This window comes from Streptomyces sp. NPDC008079 (assembly GCF_042957385.1).
Taxonomy (GTDB): domain Bacteria; phylum Actinomycetota; class Actinomycetes; order Streptomycetales; family Streptomycetaceae; genus Actinacidiphila.
The window spans coordinates 85,881-108,054 of sequence record NZ_JBIBIC010000018.1; the positions used below are offsets into that span (position 1 = coordinate 85,881).

18 protein-coding genes and 1 tRNA gene are annotated in these 22,174 nt (G+C 68.5%); 17 read left to right on the forward strand and 2 right to left on the reverse strand.

Annotation, left to right across the window (positions count from 1 at the left end):
* Positions 1-174 precede the first annotated feature (174 nt).
* From ACFZAM_RS29370 to ACFZAM_RS29390, 5 genes are all read left to right on the forward strand, one after another.
* The gene (locus ACFZAM_RS29370) at positions 175-687 is read left to right on the forward strand and encodes a MaoC family dehydratase N-terminal domain-containing protein (protein WP_391050416.1); all 513 of its coding nucleotides are present in this window, start codon (positions 175-177) and stop codon (positions 685-687) included.
* Complete coding sequence (locus tag ACFZAM_RS29375) at positions 684-1,112, forward strand: MaoC family dehydratase (protein WP_355340280.1); 429 nt, start codon at positions 684-686, stop codon at positions 1,110-1,112. The genes ACFZAM_RS29370 and ACFZAM_RS29375 overlap by 4 nt, the downstream gene beginning before the upstream one ends.
* 110 nt (positions 1,113-1,222) lie before the next feature.
* Positions 1,223-1,780 (forward strand): helix-turn-helix domain-containing protein, encoded by a 558-nt coding sequence (locus tag ACFZAM_RS29380; RefSeq protein ID WP_355340277.1) that lies wholly within the window; start codon positions 1,223-1,225, stop codon positions 1,778-1,780.
* Between the two features lie 116 nt (positions 1,781-1,896).
* Positions 1,897-3,342 (forward strand): MFS transporter, encoded by a 1,446-nt coding sequence (locus tag ACFZAM_RS29385; RefSeq protein WP_355340274.1) that lies wholly within the window; start codon positions 1,897-1,899, stop codon positions 3,340-3,342.
* Positions 3,343-4,294: 952 nt separating this feature from the next.
* Positions 4,295-5,350, forward strand: coding sequence for a UDP-N-acetylmuramate dehydrogenase (locus ACFZAM_RS29390; RefSeq protein ID WP_391050447.1), 1,056 nt, complete (start codon positions 4,295-4,297; stop codon positions 5,348-5,350).
* Here the strand turns inward: ACFZAM_RS29390 and ACFZAM_RS29395 are convergent.
* A complete protein-coding gene (locus ACFZAM_RS29395; RefSeq protein ID WP_391050417.1) occupies positions 5,340-6,461 on the reverse strand; it encodes an adenosine deaminase in 1,122 nt (373 codons plus the stop codon). The genes ACFZAM_RS29390 and ACFZAM_RS29395 overlap by 11 nt on opposite strands.
* Before the next feature lie 100 nt (positions 6,462-6,561).
* A complete protein-coding gene (locus tag ACFZAM_RS29400) occupies positions 6,562-7,800 on the reverse strand; it encodes a pyridoxal phosphate-dependent aminotransferase (RefSeq protein ID WP_355340268.1) in 1,239 nt (412 codons plus the stop codon).
* Positions 7,801-8,144: 344 nt separating this feature from the next.
* On the opposite strand from ACFZAM_RS29400, the gene ACFZAM_RS29405 reads away from it, so the two are divergent.
* From ACFZAM_RS29405 to rpsG, 12 genes are all read left to right on the forward strand, one after another.
* Positions 8,145-8,217 (forward strand) — tRNA-Trp (locus tag ACFZAM_RS29405).
* 106 nt (positions 8,218-8,323) lie between these two features.
* Positions 8,324-8,602: a preprotein translocase subunit SecE gene (gene secE, locus ACFZAM_RS29410; RefSeq protein WP_391050448.1), complete on the forward strand. Its 279-nt coding sequence runs from the start codon at positions 8,324-8,326 to the stop codon at positions 8,600-8,602.
* A gap of 74 nt (positions 8,603-8,676) precedes the next feature.
* Positions 8,677-9,600, forward strand: a complete 924-nt coding sequence (nusG, locus tag ACFZAM_RS29415) for a transcription termination/antitermination protein NusG (protein ID WP_391050418.1) — start codon at positions 8,677-8,679, stop codon at positions 9,598-9,600.
* Between the two features lie 160 nt (positions 9,601-9,760).
* Positions 9,761-10,195 (forward strand): 50S ribosomal protein L11, encoded by a 435-nt coding sequence (rplK, locus tag ACFZAM_RS29420; RefSeq protein ID WP_355340262.1) that lies wholly within the window; start codon positions 9,761-9,763, stop codon positions 10,193-10,195.
* 101 nt (positions 10,196-10,296) lie between these two features.
* The gene (gene rplA, locus ACFZAM_RS29425) at positions 10,297-11,022 is read left to right on the forward strand and encodes a 50S ribosomal protein L1 (protein WP_355340259.1); all 726 of its coding nucleotides are present in this window, start codon (positions 10,297-10,299) and stop codon (positions 11,020-11,022) included.
* A 353-nt stretch (positions 11,023-11,375) separates the two neighbouring features.
* Positions 11,376-11,942: a 50S ribosomal protein L10 gene (gene rplJ, locus ACFZAM_RS29430; RefSeq protein WP_355340256.1), complete on the forward strand. Its 567-nt coding sequence runs from the start codon at positions 11,376-11,378 to the stop codon at positions 11,940-11,942.
* 84 nt (positions 11,943-12,026) lie between these two features.
* Positions 12,027-12,410, forward strand: coding sequence for a 50S ribosomal protein L7/L12 (gene rplL, locus ACFZAM_RS29435; protein ID WP_355340253.1), 384 nt, complete (start codon positions 12,027-12,029; stop codon positions 12,408-12,410).
* 584 nt (positions 12,411-12,994) lie between these two features.
* Positions 12,995-16,480, forward strand: coding sequence for a DNA-directed RNA polymerase subunit beta (gene rpoB, locus ACFZAM_RS29440; protein WP_355340250.1), 3,486 nt, complete (start codon positions 12,995-12,997; stop codon positions 16,478-16,480).
* A 125-nt stretch (positions 16,481-16,605) separates the two neighbouring features.
* Positions 16,606-20,505: a DNA-directed RNA polymerase subunit beta' gene (locus tag ACFZAM_RS29445; protein WP_355340247.1), complete on the forward strand. Its 3,900-nt coding sequence runs from the start codon at positions 16,606-16,608 to the stop codon at positions 20,503-20,505.
* A gap of 72 nt (positions 20,506-20,577) precedes the next feature.
* Positions 20,578-21,042 (forward strand): DUF1707 and DUF4190 domain-containing protein, encoded by a 465-nt coding sequence (locus ACFZAM_RS29450; RefSeq protein WP_366823801.1) that lies wholly within the window; start codon positions 20,578-20,580, stop codon positions 21,040-21,042.
* Between the two features lie 250 nt (positions 21,043-21,292).
* Positions 21,293-21,664, forward strand: a complete 372-nt coding sequence (gene rpsL / locus ACFZAM_RS29455) for a 30S ribosomal protein S12 (protein WP_014144289.1) — start codon at positions 21,293-21,295, stop codon at positions 21,662-21,664.
* 2 nt (positions 21,665-21,666) lie between these two features.
* Positions 21,667-22,137: a 30S ribosomal protein S7 gene (gene rpsG, locus ACFZAM_RS29460; RefSeq protein WP_093713199.1), complete on the forward strand. Its 471-nt coding sequence runs from the start codon at positions 21,667-21,669 to the stop codon at positions 22,135-22,137.
* Positions 22,138-22,174: the final 37 nt, after the last annotated feature.

Sequence of the window (22,174 nt, forward strand, 5' to 3'; positions counted from 1 at the left end):
TACCGCGAGGCCGTCCCCGTCACCGGGGGCGGCCTCGACGTATTGGCCGGTGGGAGCCGTACGGATCAGCTGAACCGTTACGCCACCGCTAGCGACCCCCCGCGCCCGTACGACTTCCGTACGTATGTCGTACGCTGCCCCCGATCCCGCCCGCTTCCCGCACCGGAGGTGCCGATGGCTCTGGACCAGTCCTTCGTGGGGCGGAGTTATCCGCCCACCGCCGCCTATGAGGTGGGCCGGGAGAAGATCCGCGAATTCGCCGAGGCGGTCGGGGACACCAACCCGGCGTATATGGACGCGGACGCGGCCAAGGCGCTCGGGCACCGCGATGTGATCGCCCCGCCGACCTTCGCCTTCTCGATCACCTTCAAGGCCGCCGGCCAGGTCGTCCAGGACCCGGAGCTGGGCCTCGACTACAGCCGGGTCGTGCACGGCGACCAGAAGTTCGCGTACACGCGCCCGGTCATGGCCGGTGACCGGCTCTCGGTCACCTCCACCATCGAGGCGATCAAGTCCCTGGCGGGCAACGACATCATCGACATCCGCGGCGAGGTCCACGACGAGTCCGGCGAGCACGTGGTGACCGCCTGGACGAAGCTGGTCGCCCGCGCGGCGGAGGACGACCCGCGCGGCGGCAGCGGGAACGGCTCGGGGAACGCTTCGGCGAACGGGGAGGGCGCGGCATGACGGCGACGATCGGTTACGCGGACGTCGAGGTCGGCACCGAACTGCCCGCGCGGACCTTCCCTGTGAGCCGCGCCACGCTCGTGCAGTACGCGGGCGCCTCCGGTGACTTCAACCCGATCCACTGGAACGAGAAGTTCGCCCGCGAGGTCGGCCTGCCCGACGTCATCGCGCACGGCATGTTCACCATGGCCTCGGCGATCCGGGTCGTCACGGACTGGGCCGGCGACCCGGGGGCGGTCGTCGAGTACGGCGTACGGTTCACCAAGCCCGTCGTCGTGCCCAACGACGAGCAGGGCGCGCTCATCGAGGTGACCGCGAAGGTCGCCGCCAAACTGGATGACCAGCGGGTGCGGGTCGACCTCACCGCGACGTCCGCGGGCCAGAAGGTGCTGGGCATGTCCCGCGCCGTGGTCCGGCTCGCCTGAGACGTAGAAGCGCAGGTAAGGGGTGCCCATCCAGGTGGGTGCCCCTTACGTTTGCCCGTGTCTCCCGTATCGCGGTTGACAGGTTAGTTATGGACCACTAACTTACTCGTATGGTCAGGATGAGCGCAGAGGAGAGGCGCGAGAGCGTCATCCGCGCGGCGATGAGCGAATTCGCCCGCGGCGGCTACAACGGCACGTCCACCGAGACGATCGCCCGCCGGGTGGGCGTCTCGCAGCCGTATCTCTTCCGCCTCTTCCCGAACAAGGAGGCCATGTTCCTGGCGGCGGCCACCTACTGCCTGGAATCGACGCGCCAGGTCTTCGCCGATGTGGCCGAGGACGAGACGGACCACGAGGGCAAGCTCAAGGCGATGGGGAACGCGTATCAGACGCTGATCTCCGACGACCCCGAGCGGCTGCTGATGCAGATGCAGATGTATGTCGCGGTCGCCGCCGCCGAGGCGTCCGGGGACCACGAATTCGGCCGTTCCATCCGTGAGGGGTGGGAGGCGCTGTGGGAGACCCTGCATCTGGAGCTGGGCGCGGACGTCGAGCAGACCACGCAGTTCCTCGCCTACGGAATGTTGATCAACACCCTGGTGTCGCTGGGCTTCCCGGCCGACCACCGCATCTGGGAAGGGCTGTACGAGACGGCCCGTCCCGAGTGAGGCGCCGCGCCTTTCGGGGCGCGGAGCCATCGGTTTTTTCTGTCCGCTGAAGTTAGTCATCCATAACTAACCGTACGGCTCGAAGCCGTCGCAGTACGCACTCCACAGGGGGAGTCATGACCCAGCAAGCAGCAGAAGGCCGCAGGCCAGGCACCGCCGCCTGGGCTCTGATCATCACCAGCGTCGCCGGATTCATGGCGGCCCTCGACAATCTCGTGGTCACCACCGCGCTGCCGTCCATCCGCAAGGACCTCGGCGGGGCGCTGTCCGACCTCGAATGGACGGTCAACGCCTACACGCTCACCTTCGCCGTCCTGCTGATGTTCGGCGCGGCGCTGGGCGACCGCTTCGGCCGCCGCAAGCTCTTCCTCACCGGCCTCACGATCTTCACCGGCGCCTCCGCCGCGGCGGCCCTCGCGCCCACCATCTCCATGCTCATCGCCTTCCGCGCGCTCCAGGGCGTCGGCGCCGCGATCATGATGCCGCTCACGCTGACGCTGCTCACCGCGGCGGTGCCTGCCGAGCGGCGAGGCGCCGCGTTCGGGATCTGGGGCGCCGTCAACGGCCTCGCCGTCGCCAGCGGGCCGCTCATCGGCGGCAGCCTGACCGAACACATCTCCTGGCAGTGGATCTTCTGGCTGAACGTTCCGCTCGGCATCGCCCTCATCCCGCTGGCCCGGCTGCGCCTCAACGAGTCCACCGCGCCCGGCGCCCGGCTCGACCCGCGCGGCACCGCGCTCATCAGCCTCGGGCTGTTCGGCGTCGTCTACGCGCTGGTCAACGCCACGACCAAGGGGTGGACCAGCGGGCCGGTGCTCGGCGGGCTCATCGGCGGCGCGGCGCTCGTCGCGGCCTTCATCCGGCACGGGGCGACCTCGCCGAACGCCATGCTGCCGATGCGGCTGTTCCGCAGCCGCGGGTTCTCGGCCATCAACGCGGCCAGCATGCTGATGTTCACCGGGATGTTCGGGTCGATCTTCCTGCTCAGCCAGTTCCTGCAGAACGTCGTCGGCTACTCGCCGACCGAGGCCGGGCTGCGCATGCTGCCGTGGACCGGTATGCCGATGATCGTCGCGCCGATCGCCGGGATTGTCTCCGACCGGATCGGGGGGCGGCCGGTGGTCGCGGCCGGGCTCGCCCTTCAGGCGATCGGGCTCGGGTGGTTCGCGACGATCATCTCGCCGGACGTCTCCTATCTGGCGCAGCTTCCCGCGCTGATCATCAGCGGGGCCGGGATGGCGCTGTTCGTGGCGCCGGCCACGGCGTTGGTGATGGGGAGTGTGCGGGGGGCGGAGCAGGGGATCGCCTCGGGGGCCAACAACGCGCTGCGTGAGGTGGGGGGAGCGCTGGGGATCGCGGTGCTGGGCTCGATCTTTTCCGCGCAGGGCGGGTACGGGTCGGCTGACGCCTTTGTCGACGGGTTGACGCCTGCGCTGTGGGTTGGTGCCGCCGTGCTCGGTGTCGCCACGGTCGCGGCCCTCCTCCTTCCCCGCCGTCCCTCTCCCACCTCCCTCGACTCCACCCCGTCCTCCTCCCCCCGCGACCTCCAGCCCACCGCCTAGCCCTTTCCTGGCCGTCCTGGCCCTCTTGACCCCCGTGCCCGGCTTTTTGGGTGCGGGGGTCAGCCCTTTCTTCCACCGCCCTGTCCCTGGTGTCGGTCCCGGGCCGGGGCACCTCCTCGAGCTGCGTGCTGCCTGCTCCTTTCCCATTCGTCCCCGCCCTGTCGGCACGCAAATCTGCGGGGGCACCCCGCCCCGTCCCCTCCGGCCCGTCTGCGAGTGACGGTTCGTGGTGGGTGGGGGGAGGGGGTGGGGGCGGTTCGCCGTGGGTGGGGGGCTAGCGGTGCGGTTCGCCGTGGGGTGGGCGGAGGGGGGTGGGTGGGTTCCGGGCCCTCCGGCCCGTCTGCGGGTGACGGTTCGCCGTGGGGTGGGCGGAGGGGGGTGGGTGGGTTTCCGCTCCTCCGGTACGGCTGCGGGTGACGGTTCGCCGTGGGCGAGGGGTGCGGGGTGGGGGGCGGTGGCACTGGCTCGTTCGGTACGGGTGCGGGTGGTGTTTGTGGTGGGGGTGGGGGCGGCCCTTTTGGTACGGGTGCGGGTGGCGGGGCGTGGGGAGTGGGGGGCCTTTGGTTGGTTGGCGGGCGGGGGGCTCGGGGCCTTCACTTCTGGGGGGGCGGTCCTTTCGGATTGGCCGGGGGGGGAGTTGCGCAGGGCCCGTACGCCCTGCCACCCCTCCATCCTCAGCTACAGCGGACAGGCGGGCGCCGACGGGCGGGGAGGGGTCGGTGCGGGGTGCCCCCGCAGGGGGACGAACGGGCAGGGGCAGAAGCAGGCGCAGGTGGCCGCAGGTTCGTCGCCCGAGGAGGTGCCCCGGGCCGGGACCGACCAGGCACAAGCGGCACCCGCAGACGAAGAAAGCACCCGCACGGGTGGGCGGGTGGGCAAAGACGCCCCCCCACGCAAGCGGGCCGGGAAAAGAAGGGAGGCGGCGGGCCCCTAGGGTGAGGGGGTGGACGTAATGGAGAAGGCGCCGCTGGCCCCGTTGACAACCTTCCGCGTAGGCGGCCCCGCGCACCGCCTGATCACGGCGGCCTCGGACGCCGACGTCATCGCCGCCGTCGCCGCGGCGGACACCACCGGCGACCCCCTCCTGATCGTCGGCGGCGGCAGCAACCTCGTCGTCGGCGACCGCGGCTTCGAGGGAACGGCGCTACGGATCGCCACCCGCGGCGTGACCCTCGACGGCACCTCGCTTGAGGTCGCCGCGGGCGAGACCTGGAGCGACGTCGTGGCGCGGACCGTCGCCGCCGGCCTGGCCGGAATCGAGTGCCTGGCGGGCATCCCCGGCTCGGCGGGGGCGACGCCGATCCAGAACGTCGGCGCCTACGGCCAAGAGGTGTCGACGACGATCACCGAGGTCGTCGCGTACGACCGCCGGACCCGCGAGACGGTGACGCTGGCGAACGACGCGTGCGCCTTCTCGTACCGCCACAGCCGCTTCAAGGCGGAGCCGCACCGCTACGTCGTGCTGCGCGTCCGCTTCGGACTGGAGGACGCGGGCGGGCTCTCCGCCCCGGTGAAGTACGCGGAGACGGCACGCGCCCTGGGCGTGGAACCCGGCGACCGGGTGCCCCTGGAAAAGGCGCGGGAGACGGTGCTGGCGCTGCGCGCGGGCAAGGGCATGGTGCTGGACGAGGCCGACCACGACACCTGGTCTGCGGGCTCCTTCTTCACCAACCCGATCCTGACCGCCCCGGAGCACGCCGCGTTCCTGGAGCGGGCGAAGGAGCGGCTCGGCCAGGACACGGCGCCGCCGTCGTACCCGGCAGGTGAGGCCGGTCAGGGCCTCACCAAGCTCTCGGCGGCCTGGCTGATCGACAAGGCGGGGTTCACCAAGGGGTACGGCAGCGGCCCGGCGCGGATCTCCACCAAGCACACGCTGGCGCTGACCAACCGCGGCGGCGCGACCGCCGAGGATCTGCTGGCGCTGGCCCGCGAGGTACGCGACGGCGTCCACGCGGCGTTCGGCGTGACGCTGGTCAACGAGCCGGTCCTGGTGGGCGTCAGCCTGTAGACCCGACGACCCTCTCGGCAGAGCCCACCGCACCCTCGGCGGAGCCCACCGCCCCCTCGGGAGAGCCCACCCCCTCACGAGAGCCCCCGGCCCCCTCCGGTGTCGCCTCCCACTCGGCGATCCCCGCCAGCAGCCGCCGGCGTACGTCCTCCGGCGCGCGGGAGCCCCGTACGGACTGCCGGGCCAGCTCGGCCAGTTCGGCGTCGGTGAAGTCGTGCGAGGCGCGGGCGATCTCGTACTGGGCGGCGAGCCGGGAGCCGAAGAGCAGCGGGTCGTCGGCGCCGAGCGCCATCGGCACGCCCGCCTCGTACAGGGTGCGCAGCGGTACGTCCTCGGCCTTCTCGTACACGCCGAGCGCGACGTTGGAGGCGGGGCAGACCTCGCAGGTGATGCCCTTCTCGGCGAGGCGGCGCAGCAGCCGCGGGTCCTCGGCGGCGCGCACCCCGTGCCCGATACGGCCCGCGTACAGGTCGTCGACGCAGTCGCGGACGCTGGAGGGCCCCGCCAGCTCCCCGCCGTGCGGGGCCGCGAGCAGGCCGCCGTCGCGGGCGATGGCGAAGGCGCGGTCGAAGTCCCGTGCCAGACCGCGCCGTTCGTCGTTGGAGAGCCCGAAGCCGACCACGCCGCGGTCGGCGTACCGGACGGCGAGCCGGGCCAGCGTACGGGCGTCCAGCGGGTGCTTCATGCGGTTGGCGGCGACGACCACGGCCATGCCGACCCCGGTGTCCCGCGAGGCGGTGTGCACGGCGTCCAGGACGATCTCCATCGTGGGGATCAGCCCGCCGAGCCGCGGCGCGTACGAGGTCGGGTCGACCTGGATCTCCAGCCAGCCGGAGCCGTCCGCCGCGTCCTCCTCGGCGGCCTCGCGGACCAGCCGCTGGATGTCCTCCGGGGTGCGCAGGCAGGAGCGGGCGATGTCGTACAGCCGCTGGAAGCGGAACCAGCCGCGCTCGTCGGTGGCCCGGAGTTTGGGGGGTTCGCCCGAGGTCAGCGCCTCGGGGAGGTGCACGCCGTGCCGGTCGGCCAGTTCCAGGAGCGTGCCGGGGCGCATGGAGCCGGTGAAGTGCAGATGCAGATGTGCCTTGGGGAGCTGACGGACCTCGCGTGCCATTCCAAGATCCTGCTATACGACAGCCCCCGTCCGGTACCACTTTCTCCGAACGGGGGCTTGCCCGAATGCAAAAACGGATCGCCGCAGCGTCCGAAGGGGCTCAGTCCTTCGCCTCGCCCAGCAGCTTCTGGAGCCGCGAGACGCCCTCTTCCAGGTCCTCGTCGCCGAGCGCGTACGAAAGCCGCAGGTAGCCCGGGGTGCCGAAGGCCTCACCAGGCACGACCGCGACCTCGGCCTCGTCCAGGATCAGCGCGGCCAGCTCGACGGAGTCGGCCGGGCGCTTGCCGCGGATCTCCTTGCCGAGCAGCGCCTTCACCGACGGGTAGACGTAGAACGCGCCCTCGGGCGTCGGGCAGACGACGCCGTCGATCTCGTTGAGCATCCGCACGATGGTGCGGCGGCGGCGGTCGAAGGCGGTCCGCATCTCGGCGACCGCGTCCAGGTTCCCCGAGACGGCGGCCAGCGCGGCGACCTGCGCGACGTTGGAGACGTTCGAGGTGGCGTGCGACTGGAGGTTCGTCGCGGCCTTGACCACGTCCTTCGGGCCGATGATCCACCCGACCCGCCAGCCGGTCATGGCGTACGTCTTCGCCACGCCGTTGACCACGATGCACTTGTCGCGCAGCTCGGGCACGGCCGTCGGCAGCGAGGTGAACGTCGCGTCGCCGTACACCAGGTGCTCGTAGATCTCGTCGGTCAGCACCCACAGGCCGTGCTCGACGGCCCAGCGGCCGATCGCCTCGGTGTCGGCGGCGCTGTACACGGCGCCGGTGGGGTTGGACGGCGAGACGAACAGCACGACCTTGGTGCGCTCGGTGCGGGCCGCTTCGAGCTGCTCGACCGAGACCCGGTAACCGGTGGTCTCGTCCGCGACGACCTCGACCGGCACGCCGCCCGCGAGCCGGATCGACTCGGGGTAGGTGGTCCAGTACGGGGCGGGCACGATGACCTCGTCACCCGGGTCGAGGATCGCGGCGAACGCCTCGTAGATGGCCTGCTTGCCGCCGTTGGTGACCAGCACCTGCGACGGCTCGACCTCGTAGCCGGAGTCGCGGAGCGTCTTGGCGGCGATCGCCGTCTTCAGCTCGGGCAGACCGCCGGCCGGGGTGTAGCGGTGGTACTTCGGGTTGCGGCACGCCTCCACCGCGGCTTCGACGATGTAGCCGGGCGTCGGGAAATCGGGCTCTCCCGCGCCGAATCCGATGACCGGGCGCCCGGCGGCCTTGAGGGCCTTGGCCTTGGCGTCGACGGCCAGCGTCGCGGACTCGGAGATCGACCCGACGCGGGCCGACACCCGACGGTCGGTGGGAGACTGTACGGGGGGAGTAGCTGCGCTCATGACTGCATGGTCCCAGACGCGGGGGAGGCCCGGCACCCAGGTTTGCGGACCTGTCCGGACTGTGAACACACCCGGTGCGCGCCGGGGGTCCGCGGCCCCGTCGGCACCCGACCGGCACCTGACCAGCGCCTCGCCGGAATCTCGCCGGCACCCCGCCGGAACCTCCTCGGCACCCCACCGGCACCCCATCGACACCGCGTCAAAACGTCAACGGAACGCGGCCGGAACCTGATCGGACGCAAGGCGTTCGACGGAGGGCCGCGAAACACGTACACTCATCCGTCGATGGCCTTCCCACCGGCACCGCGGTTCTGCAATGCTGCGGTACGTTGGGGGAGTCGCAAAGGGTCGTAGCTCAATTGGTAGAGCACTGGTCTCCAAAACCAGCGGTTGTGGGTTCGAGTCCCTCCGACCCTGCTCCACACGTCACCCGACGGACGTGGGCAGGTAAAGCACTCGCCGTACCGCGCGACGGGCGCGACACGGCCACGACCCGGAGTCAGGTGAGGACGTAGTGACTGAGATCACGGACTCCATCGAGGCCCCTGAGCCTGACACGTCTGAGGACGACGAGAGTCGGAAGCCCCGCCGCGGCGGCAAGCGCGGCAAGAAGGGCCCCCTCGGTCGGCTGGCGCTCTTCTACCGCCAGATCGTCGCGGAACTCCGCAAGGTCGTCTGGCCGAGCCGCAACGACCTGATCACCTACACCACAGTGGTGATTGTCTTCGTTGTCGTCGTCATCGGTCTCGTCAGCGTGGTTGACTGGGGATTCTCGAAGCTCGTCTCGTACGTCTTCGGCTGATCCCGCGGTGGGCGCCGGTCCACGGGCGCCTGTCCGCATGTTCCACCCCTTGAAGTCAGGAAGAAGCAGTCACCGTGTCTGACCCGAACGTGTACGACGCCGACGAAACCGTTGAGGGCGACGACACCGCGCTCGACATCGTCGAGGCCGCCGACGGCGAGATCGACCAGGCCGAGGCTGCCGACCTGAACGCCGGCGAAGCCGCCGAGCAGGCCGCCGTCCACGAGGACGAGGACGAGGAAGCCGCCGAGGCCGCCACGGACGAGGCGGACGACGACGAGGCGGACGACGAGTCCGACGAGGACGTGGCGGTCGCCGCTGAGGACGAAGCGGCTGAGGACGAAGCGGACGAGGACGACGGCGAGGCCGCCGTGTCCGAGCCGGTCGTGGACGCGGTCGCCGCCTTCCGCGAGGAGCTTCGCACCCTGCCCGGCGAGTGGTACGTGATCCACACCTACGCCGGTTACGAGAACCGCGTGAAGTCCAACCTGGAGCAGCGCGCCGTCTCGCTCAACGTCGAGGACTACATCTACCAGGCCGAAGTGCCCCAGGAAGAAGTCGTCCAGATCAAGAACGGCGACCGCAAGACCATTCGGCAGAACAAGCTCCCCGGCTACGTGCTGGTGCGCATGGACCTGACGAACGAGTCGTGGGGCGTCGTCCGCAACACCCCCGGTGTCACCGGCTTCGTCGGCAACGCGTACGACCCGTACCCGCTGACCCTCGACGAGATCGTGAAGATGCTCGCCCCGGAGGTGGAGGCCGCGGCCGAGGCCGCCGCCATCGCCGAGGGCACCGCCCAGCCGCGCAAGGTCGAGGTCCAGGTGCTGGACTTCGAGGTCGGCGACTCGGTCACCGTCACCGACGGCCCCTTCGCGACGCTCCAGGCGACGATCAACGAGATCAACGCCGACTCGAAGAAGGTCAAGGGCCTGGTCGAGATCTTCGGCCGCGAGACCCCGGTCGAGCTGAGCTTCGACCAGATCCAGAAGAACTGAGACTTTTCCAGCGGCCCCCGTTCGACGGATTTCCGTCGGCCGGGGGTCGCTGTGTCCCCCGGCCACCGGCCGGTTTCAGGATGCGGGCCAATACCCGCTAAAGTGGTGCGGTATGCCTGTACGCAGGCACGAACACTCTCAACAGGACCCGGAGAGAGCAATGCCTCCCAAGAAGAAGAAGATCACGGGGCTGATCAAGCTCCAGATCAACGCCGGCGCGGCCAACCCGGCGCCGCCGGTCGGCCCCGCGCTGGGCCAGCACGGCGTGAACATCATGGAGTTCTGCAAGGCCTACAACGCGGCGACCGAGTCGCAGCGCGGCATGGTGATCCCGGTGGAGATCACGGTCTACGACGACCGTTCCTTCACCTTCATCACCAAGACGCCGCCGGCGGCCAAGCTGATCCTCAAGGCCGCGGGTGTCGAGAAGGGCTCCGGCGAGCCGCACGTCAAGAAGGTCGCCAAGCTCACCCGCGACCAGGTTCGGGACATCGCCACGACGAAGCTCCCCGACCTGAACGCGAACGACCTGGACGCCGCCGAGAAGATCATCGCCGGCACCGCCCGCTCCATGGGCATCACGGTCGAGGGCTGACGCCCGAGCGACAGAGGCGAGGGCTGACGCCCCGCCGGTTCATCTGTGGCAGGGCCTGCTCGGCCCGTACCACGACTCCCCTTCACCAACAGGAGCAGTAAGTGAGCAAGCGCAGCAAGTCCCTTCGCGCTGCCGACGGCAAGATCGACGCGGAGCGCCTGTACGCCCCGCTCGAGGCCGTCCGGATCGCCAAGGACACCGCGACCACCAAGTTCGACTCGACCGTCGAGGTCGCCTTCCGCCTGGGTGTCGACCCGCGCAAGGCCGACCAGATGGTCCGTGGCACCGTGAACCTTCCGCACGGCACCGGCAAGACCGCCCGGGTCCTGGTCTTCGCGACCGGTGACCGTGCTGCGGCCGCGGAAGCCGCGGGAGCCGACATCGTCGGCTCCGACGAACTGATCGACGAGGTGTCGAAGGGCCGTCTGGACTTCGACGCCGTCGTCGCCACCCCGGACCTCATGGGCAAGGTCGGCCGTCTGGGCCGCGTGCTCGGTCCCCGTGGCCTGATGCCGAACCCGAAGACCGGTACGGTCACCCCGGACGTGGCGAAGGCTGTCACGGACATCAAGGGCGGCAAGATCGAGTTCCGCGTCGACAAGCACTCGAACCTGCACTTCATCATCGGCAAGGTCTCCTTCGACGAGACCAAGCTGGTGGAGAACTACGCGGCGGCCCTGGACGAGATCCTGCGTCTCAAGCCGTCCGCCGCCAAGGGTCGTTACATCAAGAAGGCCGCCGTGAGCACCACCATGGGCCCCGGCATCCAGGTCGACCCCAACCGCACCCGCAACCTCCTCGTCGAGGAGGACCCGGCGTCCGTCTGATGACGACGCGGGGCCACGCGTAAGGCGTGCGGCACCATCCGAAGTCCGGCCTCCGTGCACACCGCACGGGGGCCGGATTTGGTGTTGTCAGGACCCGTCCCGTACGCTTCCCGAGAAGCCAAAGACCGCTGGTCGTTGCCGTGCCCCGAAAAGGGCGTGGCGGCCGAAGGATCCGCTAGCTGCGGATGGCCCGCGCAGGTGATCGTGGATGAACTCCGGAAGAGATTTCCGCCGAGCGGAAGTCGATTCCGTCGAGTCACGCCCCGTGCGCCTGCGCCGGGGCGTTCGTTTTTGCCAAGTCCCCTCCTTCAATTCCGTGCGGTCCGCAATCACCCGGAAGGAGGCCGAGACTCATGGCGAGGCCCGATAAGGCTGCCGCGGTTGCCGAGTTGACGGATCAGTTCCGCTCCTCGAACGCCGCTGTGCTGACCGAGTACCGCGGTCTCACCGTGGCGCAGCTCAAGACGCTGCGCCGTTCGCTCGGTGAGAACGTCACGTACGCCGTGGTGAAGAACACGCTGACCAAGATCGCGGCCAACGAGGCCGGGATCAGCACGCTCGACGACCTGTTCGCGGGTCCGTCGGCCGTCGCCTTCGTCGCCGGTGACCCGGTCGAGGCGGCGAAGGGTCTGCGCGACTTCGCCAAGGACAACCCCGCTCTCGTCATCAAGGGCGGTGTCCTTGACGGCAAGGCGCTGTCCGCCGACGAGATCAAGAAGCTCGCGGACCTCGAGTCCCGCGAGGTTCTGCTCGCCAAGCTGGCGGGCGCCATGAAGGCCAAGCAGTCGCAGACTGCCGCGCTCTTCCAGGCGCTGCCCTCGAAGTTCGTCCGCACCGCGGAGGCGCTTCGTGCCAAGCAGGCCGAGCAGGCAGAGCAGGGCGGTGCCGGTACGCCGGCTCCCGCCGAGGCTGCGGAGTAACCACTCCCGCAGTCCAGCGGGCTCCGAGTACGCCCGCCGACATCGACAACCGGCACCAGCCGAATTAGTGGAAGGACCGCCATCATGGCGAAGCTCAGCCAGGCCGAGCTGCTCGAGCAGTTCGAGACCCTCACCCTCATCGAGCTCTCCGAGTTCGTGAAGGCCTTCGAGGAGAAGTTCGACGTCACCGCCGCCGCCCCCGTCGCCGCCGCCGGTGTCGCCGGTCCGGCCGCCGTCGCGGACGCCGCCCCGGAGCAGGACGAGTTCGACGTCGTCCTCACCGCCGCCGGTGACAAGAAGATCCAGGTCATCAAGGTCGTGCGTGAGCTGACCTCGCTCGGCCTGAAGGAGGCCAAGGACCTCGTGGACGGCGCCCCGAAGCCCGTCCTGGAGAAGGTCGACAAGGCTGCCGCCGACAAGGCCGCCGAGTCCCTCAAGGCCGCCGGCGCCTCGGTCGAGGTCAAGTAACACCGAGCGGCACCCAGCAGTCCCCGTACGGCCCGCACAGGGCCGGACAGCCGTAGGGCGGTCACCCATCCGGGTGGCCGCCCTACGGCGTTCCCGCGTCCTTGTGGCGGGGCGGTGCCACCGTCCGGATAAGGTGATCGTTCCCGCACGGGACCTGCTCCGGGAGCCATCCGGCAGGGGGGCCGGGCGCGGGGCTGTGAGCATCTCTGCCAGGCCAGGGCCTTGACGAACCGCACGCGGCGCGCAATTCTCAGGACGCGTCGACACTTCGATCCGGGTTGGATGCATGGATCGGGGGAGATGCGGGAATGCATGGCGCAGGCGCGGATCCGGTTCCGAGGCGGGATCCGCAGGACGGACGAGGGGGCGATGATTCGGTACTCCGAATCTCTGCTCTGGACATCAGTGTGCCGAGTGGCTACACTGACCCTTTGCGCTGCCTGTTAGCTGCTGCCTGGCCCGTCACCAGGAGCATGCCCACGTCTGAGCACTGCTGAAGAAGTCCGCCATCAGGGCTTTCTTCTTACGCTCAGGGGCGGACCGGTATGCGCGTAGTGAGTCCGAGCCCTCGGAAGGACCCCCTCTTGGCCGCCTCGCGCAACGCCTCGACCACCAATTCGAACAACGGCGCAAGCACCGCCCCGCTGCGCATCTCTTTCGCGAAGATCCGTGAACCGCTCGAAGTTCCGAACCTCCTCGCGCTCCAGACCGAGAGCTTTGACTGGCTGCTCGGCAACGCCGCGTGGAAGGCCCGTGTCGAGGCGGCCCTGGACAGTGGGCAGGACGTCCCCAGGAAGTCGGGTCTGGAGGAGATCTTCGAGGAGATCTCGCCGATCGAGGACTTCTCCGGGTCGATGTCGCTCACTTTCCGTGACCACCGATTCGAGCCTCCGAAGAACTCGCTGGACGAGTGCAAGGAGCGCGACTTCACGTACGGCGCCCCGCTCTTCGTCACCGCCGAGTTCACCAACAACGAGACCGGCGAGATCAAGTCCCAGACGGTCTTCATGGGTGACTTCCCGCTGATGACCAACAAGGGCACCTTCTGCATCAACGGCACCGAGCGTGTCGTCGTCTCGCAGCTCGTGCGCTCGCCGGGTGTCTACTTCGACAGCCAGATCGACAAGACGTCCGACAAGGACATCTTCTCCGCCAAGATCATCCCGTCCCGGGGTGCCTGGCTGGAGATGGAGATCGACAAGCGCGACATGGTCGGTGTCCGCATCGACCGCAAGCGCAAGCAGTCGGTCACCGTCCTGCTCAAGGCGCTCGGCTGGAGCACCGAGCAGATCCTGGACGAGTTCGGCGACTACGAGTCGATGCGCGCCACCCTGGAGAAGGACCACACCCAGGGCCAGGACGACGCGCTGCTCGACATCTACCGCAAGCTGCGTCCGGGCGAGCCGCCGACCAAGGAGGCCGCGCAGACCCTGCTGGAGAACCTCTACTTCAACCCCAAGCGCTACGACCTCGCGAAGGTCGGCCGCTACAAGGTGAACAAGAAGCTCGGCAGCGACGCGCCCCTGGACGCCGGTGTGCTCACCACCGACGACATCATCGCCACCATCAAGTACCTGGTGAAGCTGCACGCCGGTGAGACCGAGACCACCGGGGAGAACGGCTCCTCGATGGTCGTCGAGGTCGACGACATCGACCACTTCGGCAACCGCCGCCTGCGCAACGTGGGCGAGCTGATCCAGAACCAGGTCCGTACCGGCCTGGCCCGTATGGAGCGCGTGGTCCGCGAGCGGATGACGACCCAGGACGTCGAGGCGATCACGCCGCAGACCCTGATCAACATCCGGCCGGTCGTCGCCTCCATCAAGGAGTTCTTCGGCACCAGCCAGCTCTCCCAGTTCATGGACCAGACGAACCCGCTGTCCGGCCTGACCCACAAGCGCCGCCTGTCAGCGCTGGGCCCCGGCGGTCTGTCCCGTGAGCGGGCCGGCTTCGAGGTCCGCGACGTGCACCCGTCGCACTACGGCCGCATGTGCCCGATCGAGACCCCCGAAGGCCCGAACATCGGCCTGATCGGCTCGCTCGCCTCCTACGGCCGGGTCAACGCGTTCGGCTTCGTCGAGACCCCGTACCGCAAGGTGGTCGAGGGCGTCGTCACCGACGACGTCGACTACCTGACCGCGGACGAGGAAGACCGCTTCGTCATCGCGCAGGCCAACGCGCCGCTCACCGAGGACCTGCGGTTCGCCGAGTCCCGCGTGCTGGTCCGCCGCCGCGGCGGCGAGATCGACTACATCCCCGGCGACGACGTCGACTACATGGACGTCTCGCCGCGCCAGATGGTGTCGGTCGCGACCGCGATGATCCCGTTCCTGGAGCACGACGACGCCAACCGCGCGCTCATGGGATCGAACATGATGCGCCAGGCCGTGCCGCTGATCAAGGCGGAGGCGCCGCTGGTCGGCACCGGCATGGAGTACCGCTGCGCGGTCGACGCCGGTGACGTCATCAAGGCGGACAAGGACGGTGTGGTCCAGGAGGTCTCCGCCGACTACGTCACCATCACCAACGACGACGGCACGTACACCACGTACCGCGTCGCGAAGTTCTCCCGCTCCAACCAGGGCACGTCCTTCAACCAGAAGGTCGTCGTCAACGAGGGCGACCGGGTCGTCGTCGGCCAGGTGCTCGCCGACGGTCCCTCGACCGACGAGGGCGAGATGGCCCTCGGCAAGAACCTCCTGGTGGCGTTCATGCCCTGGGAGGGCCACAACTACGAAGACGCGATCATCCTCAGCCAGCGGCTGGTCCAGGACGACGTCCTCTCCTCGATCCACATCGAGGAGCACGAGGTCGACGCCCGTGACACCAAGCTCGGCCCGGAGGAGATCACCCGGGACATCCCCAACGTCTCCGAGGAGGTCCTCGCGGACCTCGACGAGCGCGGGATCATCCGGATCGGCGCCGACGTCGTCGCCGGCGACATCCTGGTCGGCAAGGTCACGCCCAAGGGCGAGACCGAGCTGACCCCGGAGGAGCGCCTGCTGCGCGCGATCTTCGGCGAGAAGGCCCGTGAGGTCCGTGACACCTCGCTGAAGGTGCCGCACGGCGAGACCGGCAAGGTCATCGGCGTCCGGGTCTTCGACCGCGAGGAGGGCGACGAACTGCCGCCCGGTGTCAACCAGCTCGTGCGCGTGTACGTGGCGCAGAAGCGGAAGATCACCGACGGCGACAAGCTCGCCGGCCGTCACGGCAACAAGGGCGTCATCTCGAAGATCCTGCCGGTCGAGGACATGCCGTTCACCGAGGACGGCACCCCGGTCGACATCATCCTCAACCCGCTCGGCGTCCCGTCCCGCATGAACCCGGGACAGGTGCTGGAGATCCACCTCGGCTGGCTCGCCAAGCAGGGCTGGGACGTCTCCGGTATCGGCGAGGAGTGGGCGCGTCGCCTCCAGGCGATCGACGCGGACGTCGTCGCCGCCGGCACCAATGTCGCGACCCCGGTCTTCGACGGCGCCCGCGAGGACGAGATCCGCGGTCTGTTCGAGTCCACCATCCCGAACCGCGACGGCGACCGCATGGTCCTGCCGTCCGGCAAGGCGCGGATGTTCGACGGCCGCTCCGGCGAGCCGTTCCCTGAGCCGATCTCGATCGGCTACATGTACATCCTCAAGCTGCACCACCTGGTGGACGACAAGCTGCACGCCCGCTCCACCGGTCCGTACTCGATGATCACCCAGCAGCCGCTGGGTGGTAAGGCGCAGTTCGGTGGCCAGCGATTCGGTGAGATGGAGGTGTGGGCGCTGGAGGCGTACGGCGCCGCTTACGCCCTCCAGGAGCTGCTGACCATCAAGTCCGACGACGTGCTCGGCCGCGTGAAGGTCTACGAGGCCATCGTCAAGGGCGAGAACATCCCCGAGCCGGGCATCCCCGAGTCCTTCAAGGTGCTCATCAAGGAAATGCAGTCGCTCTGCCTCAACGTGGAGGTGCTGTCCTCGGACGGCATGTCCATCGAGATGCGTGACACCGACGAGGACGTCTTCCGCGCCGCGGAAGAACTCGGTATCGACCTGTCCCGGCGGGAGCCGAGCAGCGTCGAAGAGGTCTGACGGGCCGGTCGCCCGGTCCCTCCAGGACCGGGCGGCCTCTCCCAGGACCGTTCAGACCATGTTTGACAATCGACCCCGACCGCGTTTTTTGGTCGGGTGGAACCCGAAGGCGGGATTGACGACAAGTGCTCGACGTCAACTTCTTCGACGAGCTGCGGATCGGCCTTGCCACCGCGGACGACATTCGTACCTGGTCGCACGGCGAAGTGAAGAAGCCGGAGACCATCAACTACCGCACGCTCAAGCCGGAAAAGGACGGGCTCTTCTGCGAGAAGATCTTCGGCCCGACCCGGGACTGGGAGTGCTACTGCGGGAAGTACAAGCGGGTCCGCTTCAAGGGCATCATCTGTGAGCGCTGCGGCGTCGAGGTCACTCGCGCCAAGGTGCGTCGTGAGCGGATGGGCCACATCGAGCTGGCCGCGCCCGTCACGCACATCTGGTACTTCAAGGGCGTTCCGTCGCGCCTCGGCTACCTGCTCGACCTCGCCCCGAAGGACCTGGAGAAGGTCATCTACTTCGCGGCGTACATGATCACGTGGGTGGACGACGAGCGCCGCACGCGCGACCTGCCGTCGCTGGAGGCCCAGGTCTCCGTCGAGCGCCAGCAGGTCGAGCAGCGCCGTGACTCCGACGTCGAGGGCCGGCAGAAGAAGCTGGAAGCCGACCTGGCCGAGCTGGAGAACGAAGGCGCCAAGGCCGACGTCCGCCGCAAGGTCCGCGAAGGCGCCGAGCGCGAGATGAAGCAGCTCCGCGACCGTGCGCAGCGCGAGATCGACCGGCTCGACGAGGTGTGGGCCCGCTTCAAGAACCTCAAGGTCCAGGACCTGGAGGGCGACGAGCTGCTCTACCGCGAGCTGCGCGACCGCTTCGGTACGTACTTCCAGGGTTCGATGGGTGCCGCGGCGCTGCAAAAGCGCCTGGAGTCCTTCGACCTGGAGGAGGAGGCCGAGCGCCTCCGCGAGATCATCCGTACCGGCAAGGGCCAGAAGAAGACCCGGGCGCTCAAGCGCCTCAAGGTCGTCTCCGCCTTCCTCCAGACCACCAACAAGCCCAACGGCATGGTGCTGGACTGCGTCCCGGTGATCCCGCCGGACCTGCGTCCGATGGTGCAGCTCGACGGTGGCCGCTTCGCGACCTCCGACCTCAACGACCTGTACCGCCGTGTCATCAACCGCAACAACCGCCTGAAGCGGCTTCTCGACCTCGGCGCCCCCGAGATCATCGTGAACAACGAGAAGCGCATGCTCCAGGAGGCCGTCGACGCGCTCTTCGACAACGGCCGTCGCGGCCGCCCGGTCACGGGCCCCGGCAACCGTCCGCTGAAGTCGCTGTCCGACATGCTCAAGGGCAAGCAGGGCCGCTTCCGGCAGAACCTGCTCGGCAAGCGCGTCGACTACTCCGCCCGTTCGGTGATCGTCGTCGGCCCGCAGCTCAAGCTGCACCAGTGCGGCCTGCCCAAGGCCATGGCGCTGGAGCTCTTCAAGCCGTTCGTGATGAAGCGCCTGGTGGACCTGAACCACGCGCAGAACATCAAGTCGGCCAAGCGCATGGTCGAGCGCGGCCGTACGGTCGTGTACGACGTGCTCGAAGAGGTCATCGCCGAGCACCCGGTGCTGCTCAACCGCGCACCGACCCTGCACCGTCTGGGCATCCAGGCCTTCGAGCCGCAGCTCGTCGAGGGCAAGGCCATCCAGATCCACCCGCTGGTCTGCACCGCGTTCAACGCGGACTTCGACGGCGACCAGATGGCCGTGCACCTCCCGCTGTCCGCGGAGGCGCAGGCCGAGGCCCGCATCCTGATGCTGTCCTCGAACAACATCCTCAAGCCGGCCGACGGCCGTCCGGTCACCATGCCGACCCAGGACATGGTGCTCGGTCTGTTCTTCCTGACCACGGACTCCGAGGAGCGCGAGGTCATCGGGGAGAACCGGGCGTTCGGTTCGACCGCCGAGGCGATCATGGCGTTCGACGGCCGTGAGCTGTCGATGCAGGCGCCGGTCGACATCCGCTTCCCGGTGGGCACCGTCCCGCCGCGCGGCTGGGTGCCGCCGGAGCCCACCGAGGGCGAGGAGCCGTACCAGCTCGGCGACACGTTCCGGCTGCGGACGACCCTGGGCCGCGCGCTCTTCAACGAGCTGCTGCCCGAGGACTACCCGTTCGTGGACTACGCGGTCGGCAAGAAGCAGCTCTCCGAGATCGTCAACGACCTCGCCGAGCGCTACCCGAAGGTCATCGTGGCGGCGACGCTCGACAACCTGAAGGCGGCGGGCTTCCACTGGGCGACCCGTTCCGGTGTCACCGTGTCCGTCACGGACATCGTGGTGCCCGAGGCCAAGAAGGCGATCATCGCCTCCTACGAGGCCCAGGACGAGAAGGTCCAGAAGCAGTACGAGCGCGGTCTGATCACCAAGGACGAGCGCACTCAGGAGCTCATCGCGATCTGGACCAAGGCGACCAACGAGGTCGCCGTGGCGATGAACGCGAACTTCCCGAAGACCAACCCCATCTTCATGATGGTGGACTCCGGGGCCCGCGGAAACATGATGCAGATGCGTCAGATCGCGGGTATGCGTGGCCTGGTGTCGAACGCCAAGAACGAGACGATCGCCCGTCCGATCAAGGCGTCCTTCCGTGAGGGCCTGTCCGTGCTGGAGTACTTCATCTCCACCCACGGTGCCCGTAAGGGTCTGGCCGACACCGCGCTGCGTACCGCCGACTCGGGTTACCTGACCCGTCGTCTGGTGGACGTCTCGCAGGACGTGATCATCCGCGAGGAGGACTGCGGCACCGAGCGCGGTCTGAAGCTGCGGATCGCCGAGCGCGGCGCGGACGGTTCGCTGCGCAAGACGGACGACGTCGAGACCAGCGTGTACGCCCGCATGCTCGCCGAGGACGTCGTGGTGGACGGCAAGGTCATCGCGCCCGCCAACGTCGACCTCGGTGACGTGCTGATCGACCAGCTCGTGCGGCACGGTGTCGAGGAGGTCAAGACCCGCTCGATCCTCACCTGCGAGTCGACCGTCGGCACCTGCGCGTACTGCTACGGCCGTTCGCTGGCCACCGGCAAGCTCGTCGACATCGGCGAGGCCGTCGGTATCATCGCGGCCCAGTCGATCGGTGAGCCCGGCACCCAGCTCACGATGCGTACCTTCCACACCGGTGGTGTGGCCGGTGACGACATCACACAGGGTCTGCCGCGTGTCGTCGAGCTGTTCGAGGCCCGTGTCCCGAAGGGTGTCGCCCCGATCTCCGAGGCGTCCGGCCGGGTGCGGATCGAGGAGACCGAGAAGACGAAGAAGCTCGTCGTCACCCCGGACGACGGTGCCGAGGAGATCGCCTACCCGATCTCCAAGCGCGCCAAGCTCCTGGTGGGCGAGGGCGACCACGTCGAGGTCGGCCAGAAGCTGACCTTCGGTGCCACCAACCCGCACGACGTGCTGCGCATTCTGGGCCAGCGCCAGGTGCAGATCCACCTGGTGCAGGAAGTCCAGAAGGTCTACAACTCGCAGGGCGTGTCGATCCACGACAAGCACATCGAGATCATCATCCGGCAGATGCTGCGCCGGGTGACGATCATCGAGTCCGGCGACGCGGAGCTGCTGCCCGGCGAGCTGGTCGAGCGCGGCCGGTTCGAGACCGAGAACCGGCGTGTGGTCTCCGAGGGCGGTCACCCGGCCTCGGGTCGTCCGCAGCTCATGGGTATCACCAAGGCCTCGCTGGCCACGGAGTCCTGGCTGTCGGCCGCCTCCTTCCAGGAGACGACCCGGGTGCTGACCGACGCGGCGATCCACGCCAAGTCGGACTCGCTGCTGGGCCTGAAGGAGAACGTCATCATCGGCAAGCTGATCCCGGCCGGTACGGGCCTCGCCCGCTACCGCAACATCCGGGTGGAGCCGACCGAGGAGGCCAAGGCCGCGATGTACTCGGCCGTCGGCTACGACGACATCGACTACAGCCCGTTCGGCACCGGCTCCGGCCAGGCCGTTCCGCTGGAGGACTACGACTACGGTCCGTACAACGGCTGAGTTTCGTCCCGTTGCTGTCACACAGGGCGGCCATCCCTCTCGGGGATGGCCGCTCTGCGGCATTATGGATACATGCTTGCCGGGGATGCGGACAGAGAGCGCGCGGTGAACGTGCTGAACGAGGCGTTCACCGAGGGGCGGTTGAAGCAGGAAGAGTACGAGGACCGGTTGGGGCGTGCCTACGCGGCGCGTACGTACGGGGACTTGGACCGGCTGACAGCGGACATTCCGCGGCCGTCCTCGCCGTATCCGGTGCCTCCGACGTTCGGGGCGCCGCAGCCGTTCCGGTACGCGCCGCCGGTGGCGCCCGTGCCGAAGACGAACGGGGCGGCGATCGGGGCACTGGTGTGCTCATTGGTCGGGTCGCCGATCTTCGGGATGGCGTCGATCGGCGCGGTCGTGCTCGGGCACACCGCGAAGCGGCAGATCCGCGAGCGCGGTGAGCAGGGTGACGGGATGGCGACCGCCGGGTTGGTGATCGGTTATCTCGGGCTGGCTTTCTGGGCGCTGATCTGGGTGGTGGCAATCTTCGAGTAGTCACCGGCCTGCGCGTTTGCATTTGTTTTGACCGCAGCCGATGCGGTAGGTACGCTCTGACCTTGTGCCTGGGGTGTGCCCGGGTCCTCGCGCGTGCCATGCGACCGCGAGAGGGCACCGAGGCCGCGTCACCCGACATACGCACTTCTCCGTTGGTTCGGATTCGTGTGGGGTCCGCGACACACCCGACCGCGTGGGTCGGTCCCCAGGTTAGATTTATCGAGATCGGCACACAGAAACCGGAGAAACGGTGCCTACGATCCAGCAGTTGGTCCGAAAGGGCCGGCAGGACAAGGTCGAGAAGAACAAGACGCCCGCGCTGAAGGGTTCCCCGCAGCGTCGTGGCGTTTGCACGCGTGTGTACACGACCACCCCGAAGAAGCCGAACTCGGCGCTGCGCAAGGTCGCGCGCGTACGGCTGACCAGCGGTATCGAGGTCACGGCTTACATCCCGGGTGAGGGCCACAACCTCCAGGAGCACTCGATCGTGCTCGTGCGCGGCGGTCGTGTGAAGGACCTTCCGGGTGTTCGTTACAAGATCATCCGCGGTTCCCTCGACACGCAGGGCGTCAAGAACCGTAAGCAGGCTCGTAGCCGCTACGGCGCCAAGAAGGAGAAGTAAGCATGCCTCGTAAGGGCCCCGCCCCGAAGCGCCCGGTCATCATCGACCCGGTTTACGGCTCCCCGCTGGTGACGTCGCTCGTCAACAAGATCCTCCTGCACGGCAAGCGCTCCACCGCTGAGCGCATCGTGTACGGCGCCCTTGAGGGCCTTCGTGAGAAGTCGGGCAACGACCCGGTCATCACGCTGAAGCGCGCGCTGGAGAACATCAAGCCGACCCTTGAGGTCAAGTCCCGCCGCGTCGGCGGTGCGACCTACCAGGTGCCGGTCGAGGTCCGTCCGGGCCGTCAGAACACGCTGGCGCTGCGCTGGCTCGTCGGTTACTCCCGCGCCCGTCGCGAGAAGACGATGACCGAGCGTCTGATGAACGAGATCCTCGACGCCAGCAATGGCCTGGGTGCTTCCGTGAAGCGCCGCGAGGACACGCACAAGATGGCCGAGTCCAACAAGGCCTTCGCGCACTACCGCTGGTAGTCACCACCCACATCGAAACCGAGAGAAGACTGAGCCA

Excerpts from the sequence above, each read along its gene's own strand:
- ACFZAM_RS29380 (WP_355340277.1), top strand. The coding sequence starts at position 1,223 with ATGGTCAGGATGAGCGCAGAGGAGAGGCGCGAGAGCGTCATCCGCGCG.
- ACFZAM_RS29375 (WP_355340280.1), top strand. The coding sequence starts at position 684 with ATGACGGCGACGATCGGTTACGCGGACGTCGAGGTCGGCACCGAACTG.
- rplK (WP_355340262.1), top strand. The coding sequence starts at position 9,761 with ATGCCTCCCAAGAAGAAGAAGATCACGGGGCTGATCAAGCTCCAGATC.
- ACFZAM_RS29385 (WP_355340274.1), top strand. The coding sequence starts at position 1,897 with ATGACCCAGCAAGCAGCAGAAGGCCGCAGGCCAGGCACCGCCGCCTGG.
- ACFZAM_RS29370 (WP_391050416.1), top strand. The coding sequence starts at position 175 with ATGGCTCTGGACCAGTCCTTCGTGGGGCGGAGTTATCCGCCCACCGCC.
- ACFZAM_RS29395 (WP_391050417.1), bottom strand. The coding sequence starts at position 6,461 with ATGGCACGCGAGGTCCGTCAGCTCCCCAAGGCACATCTGCATCTGCAC.
- ACFZAM_RS29450 (WP_366823801.1), top strand. The coding sequence starts at position 20,578 with ATGCTTGCCGGGGATGCGGACAGAGAGCGCGCGGTGAACGTGCTGAAC.
- ACFZAM_RS29400 (WP_355340268.1), bottom strand. The coding sequence starts at position 7,800 with ATGAGCGCAGCTACTCCCCCCGTACAGTCTCCCACCGACCGTCGGGTG.
- ACFZAM_RS29390 (WP_391050447.1), top strand. The coding sequence starts at position 4,295 with ATGGAGAAGGCGCCGCTGGCCCCGTTGACAACCTTCCGCGTAGGCGGC.
- rpsG (WP_093713199.1), top strand. The coding sequence starts at position 21,667 with ATGCCTCGTAAGGGCCCCGCCCCGAAGCGCCCGGTCATCATCGACCCG.
- rplL (WP_355340253.1), top strand. The coding sequence starts at position 12,027 with ATGGCGAAGCTCAGCCAGGCCGAGCTGCTCGAGCAGTTCGAGACCCTC.
- rplJ (WP_355340256.1), top strand. The coding sequence starts at position 11,376 with ATGGCGAGGCCCGATAAGGCTGCCGCGGTTGCCGAGTTGACGGATCAG.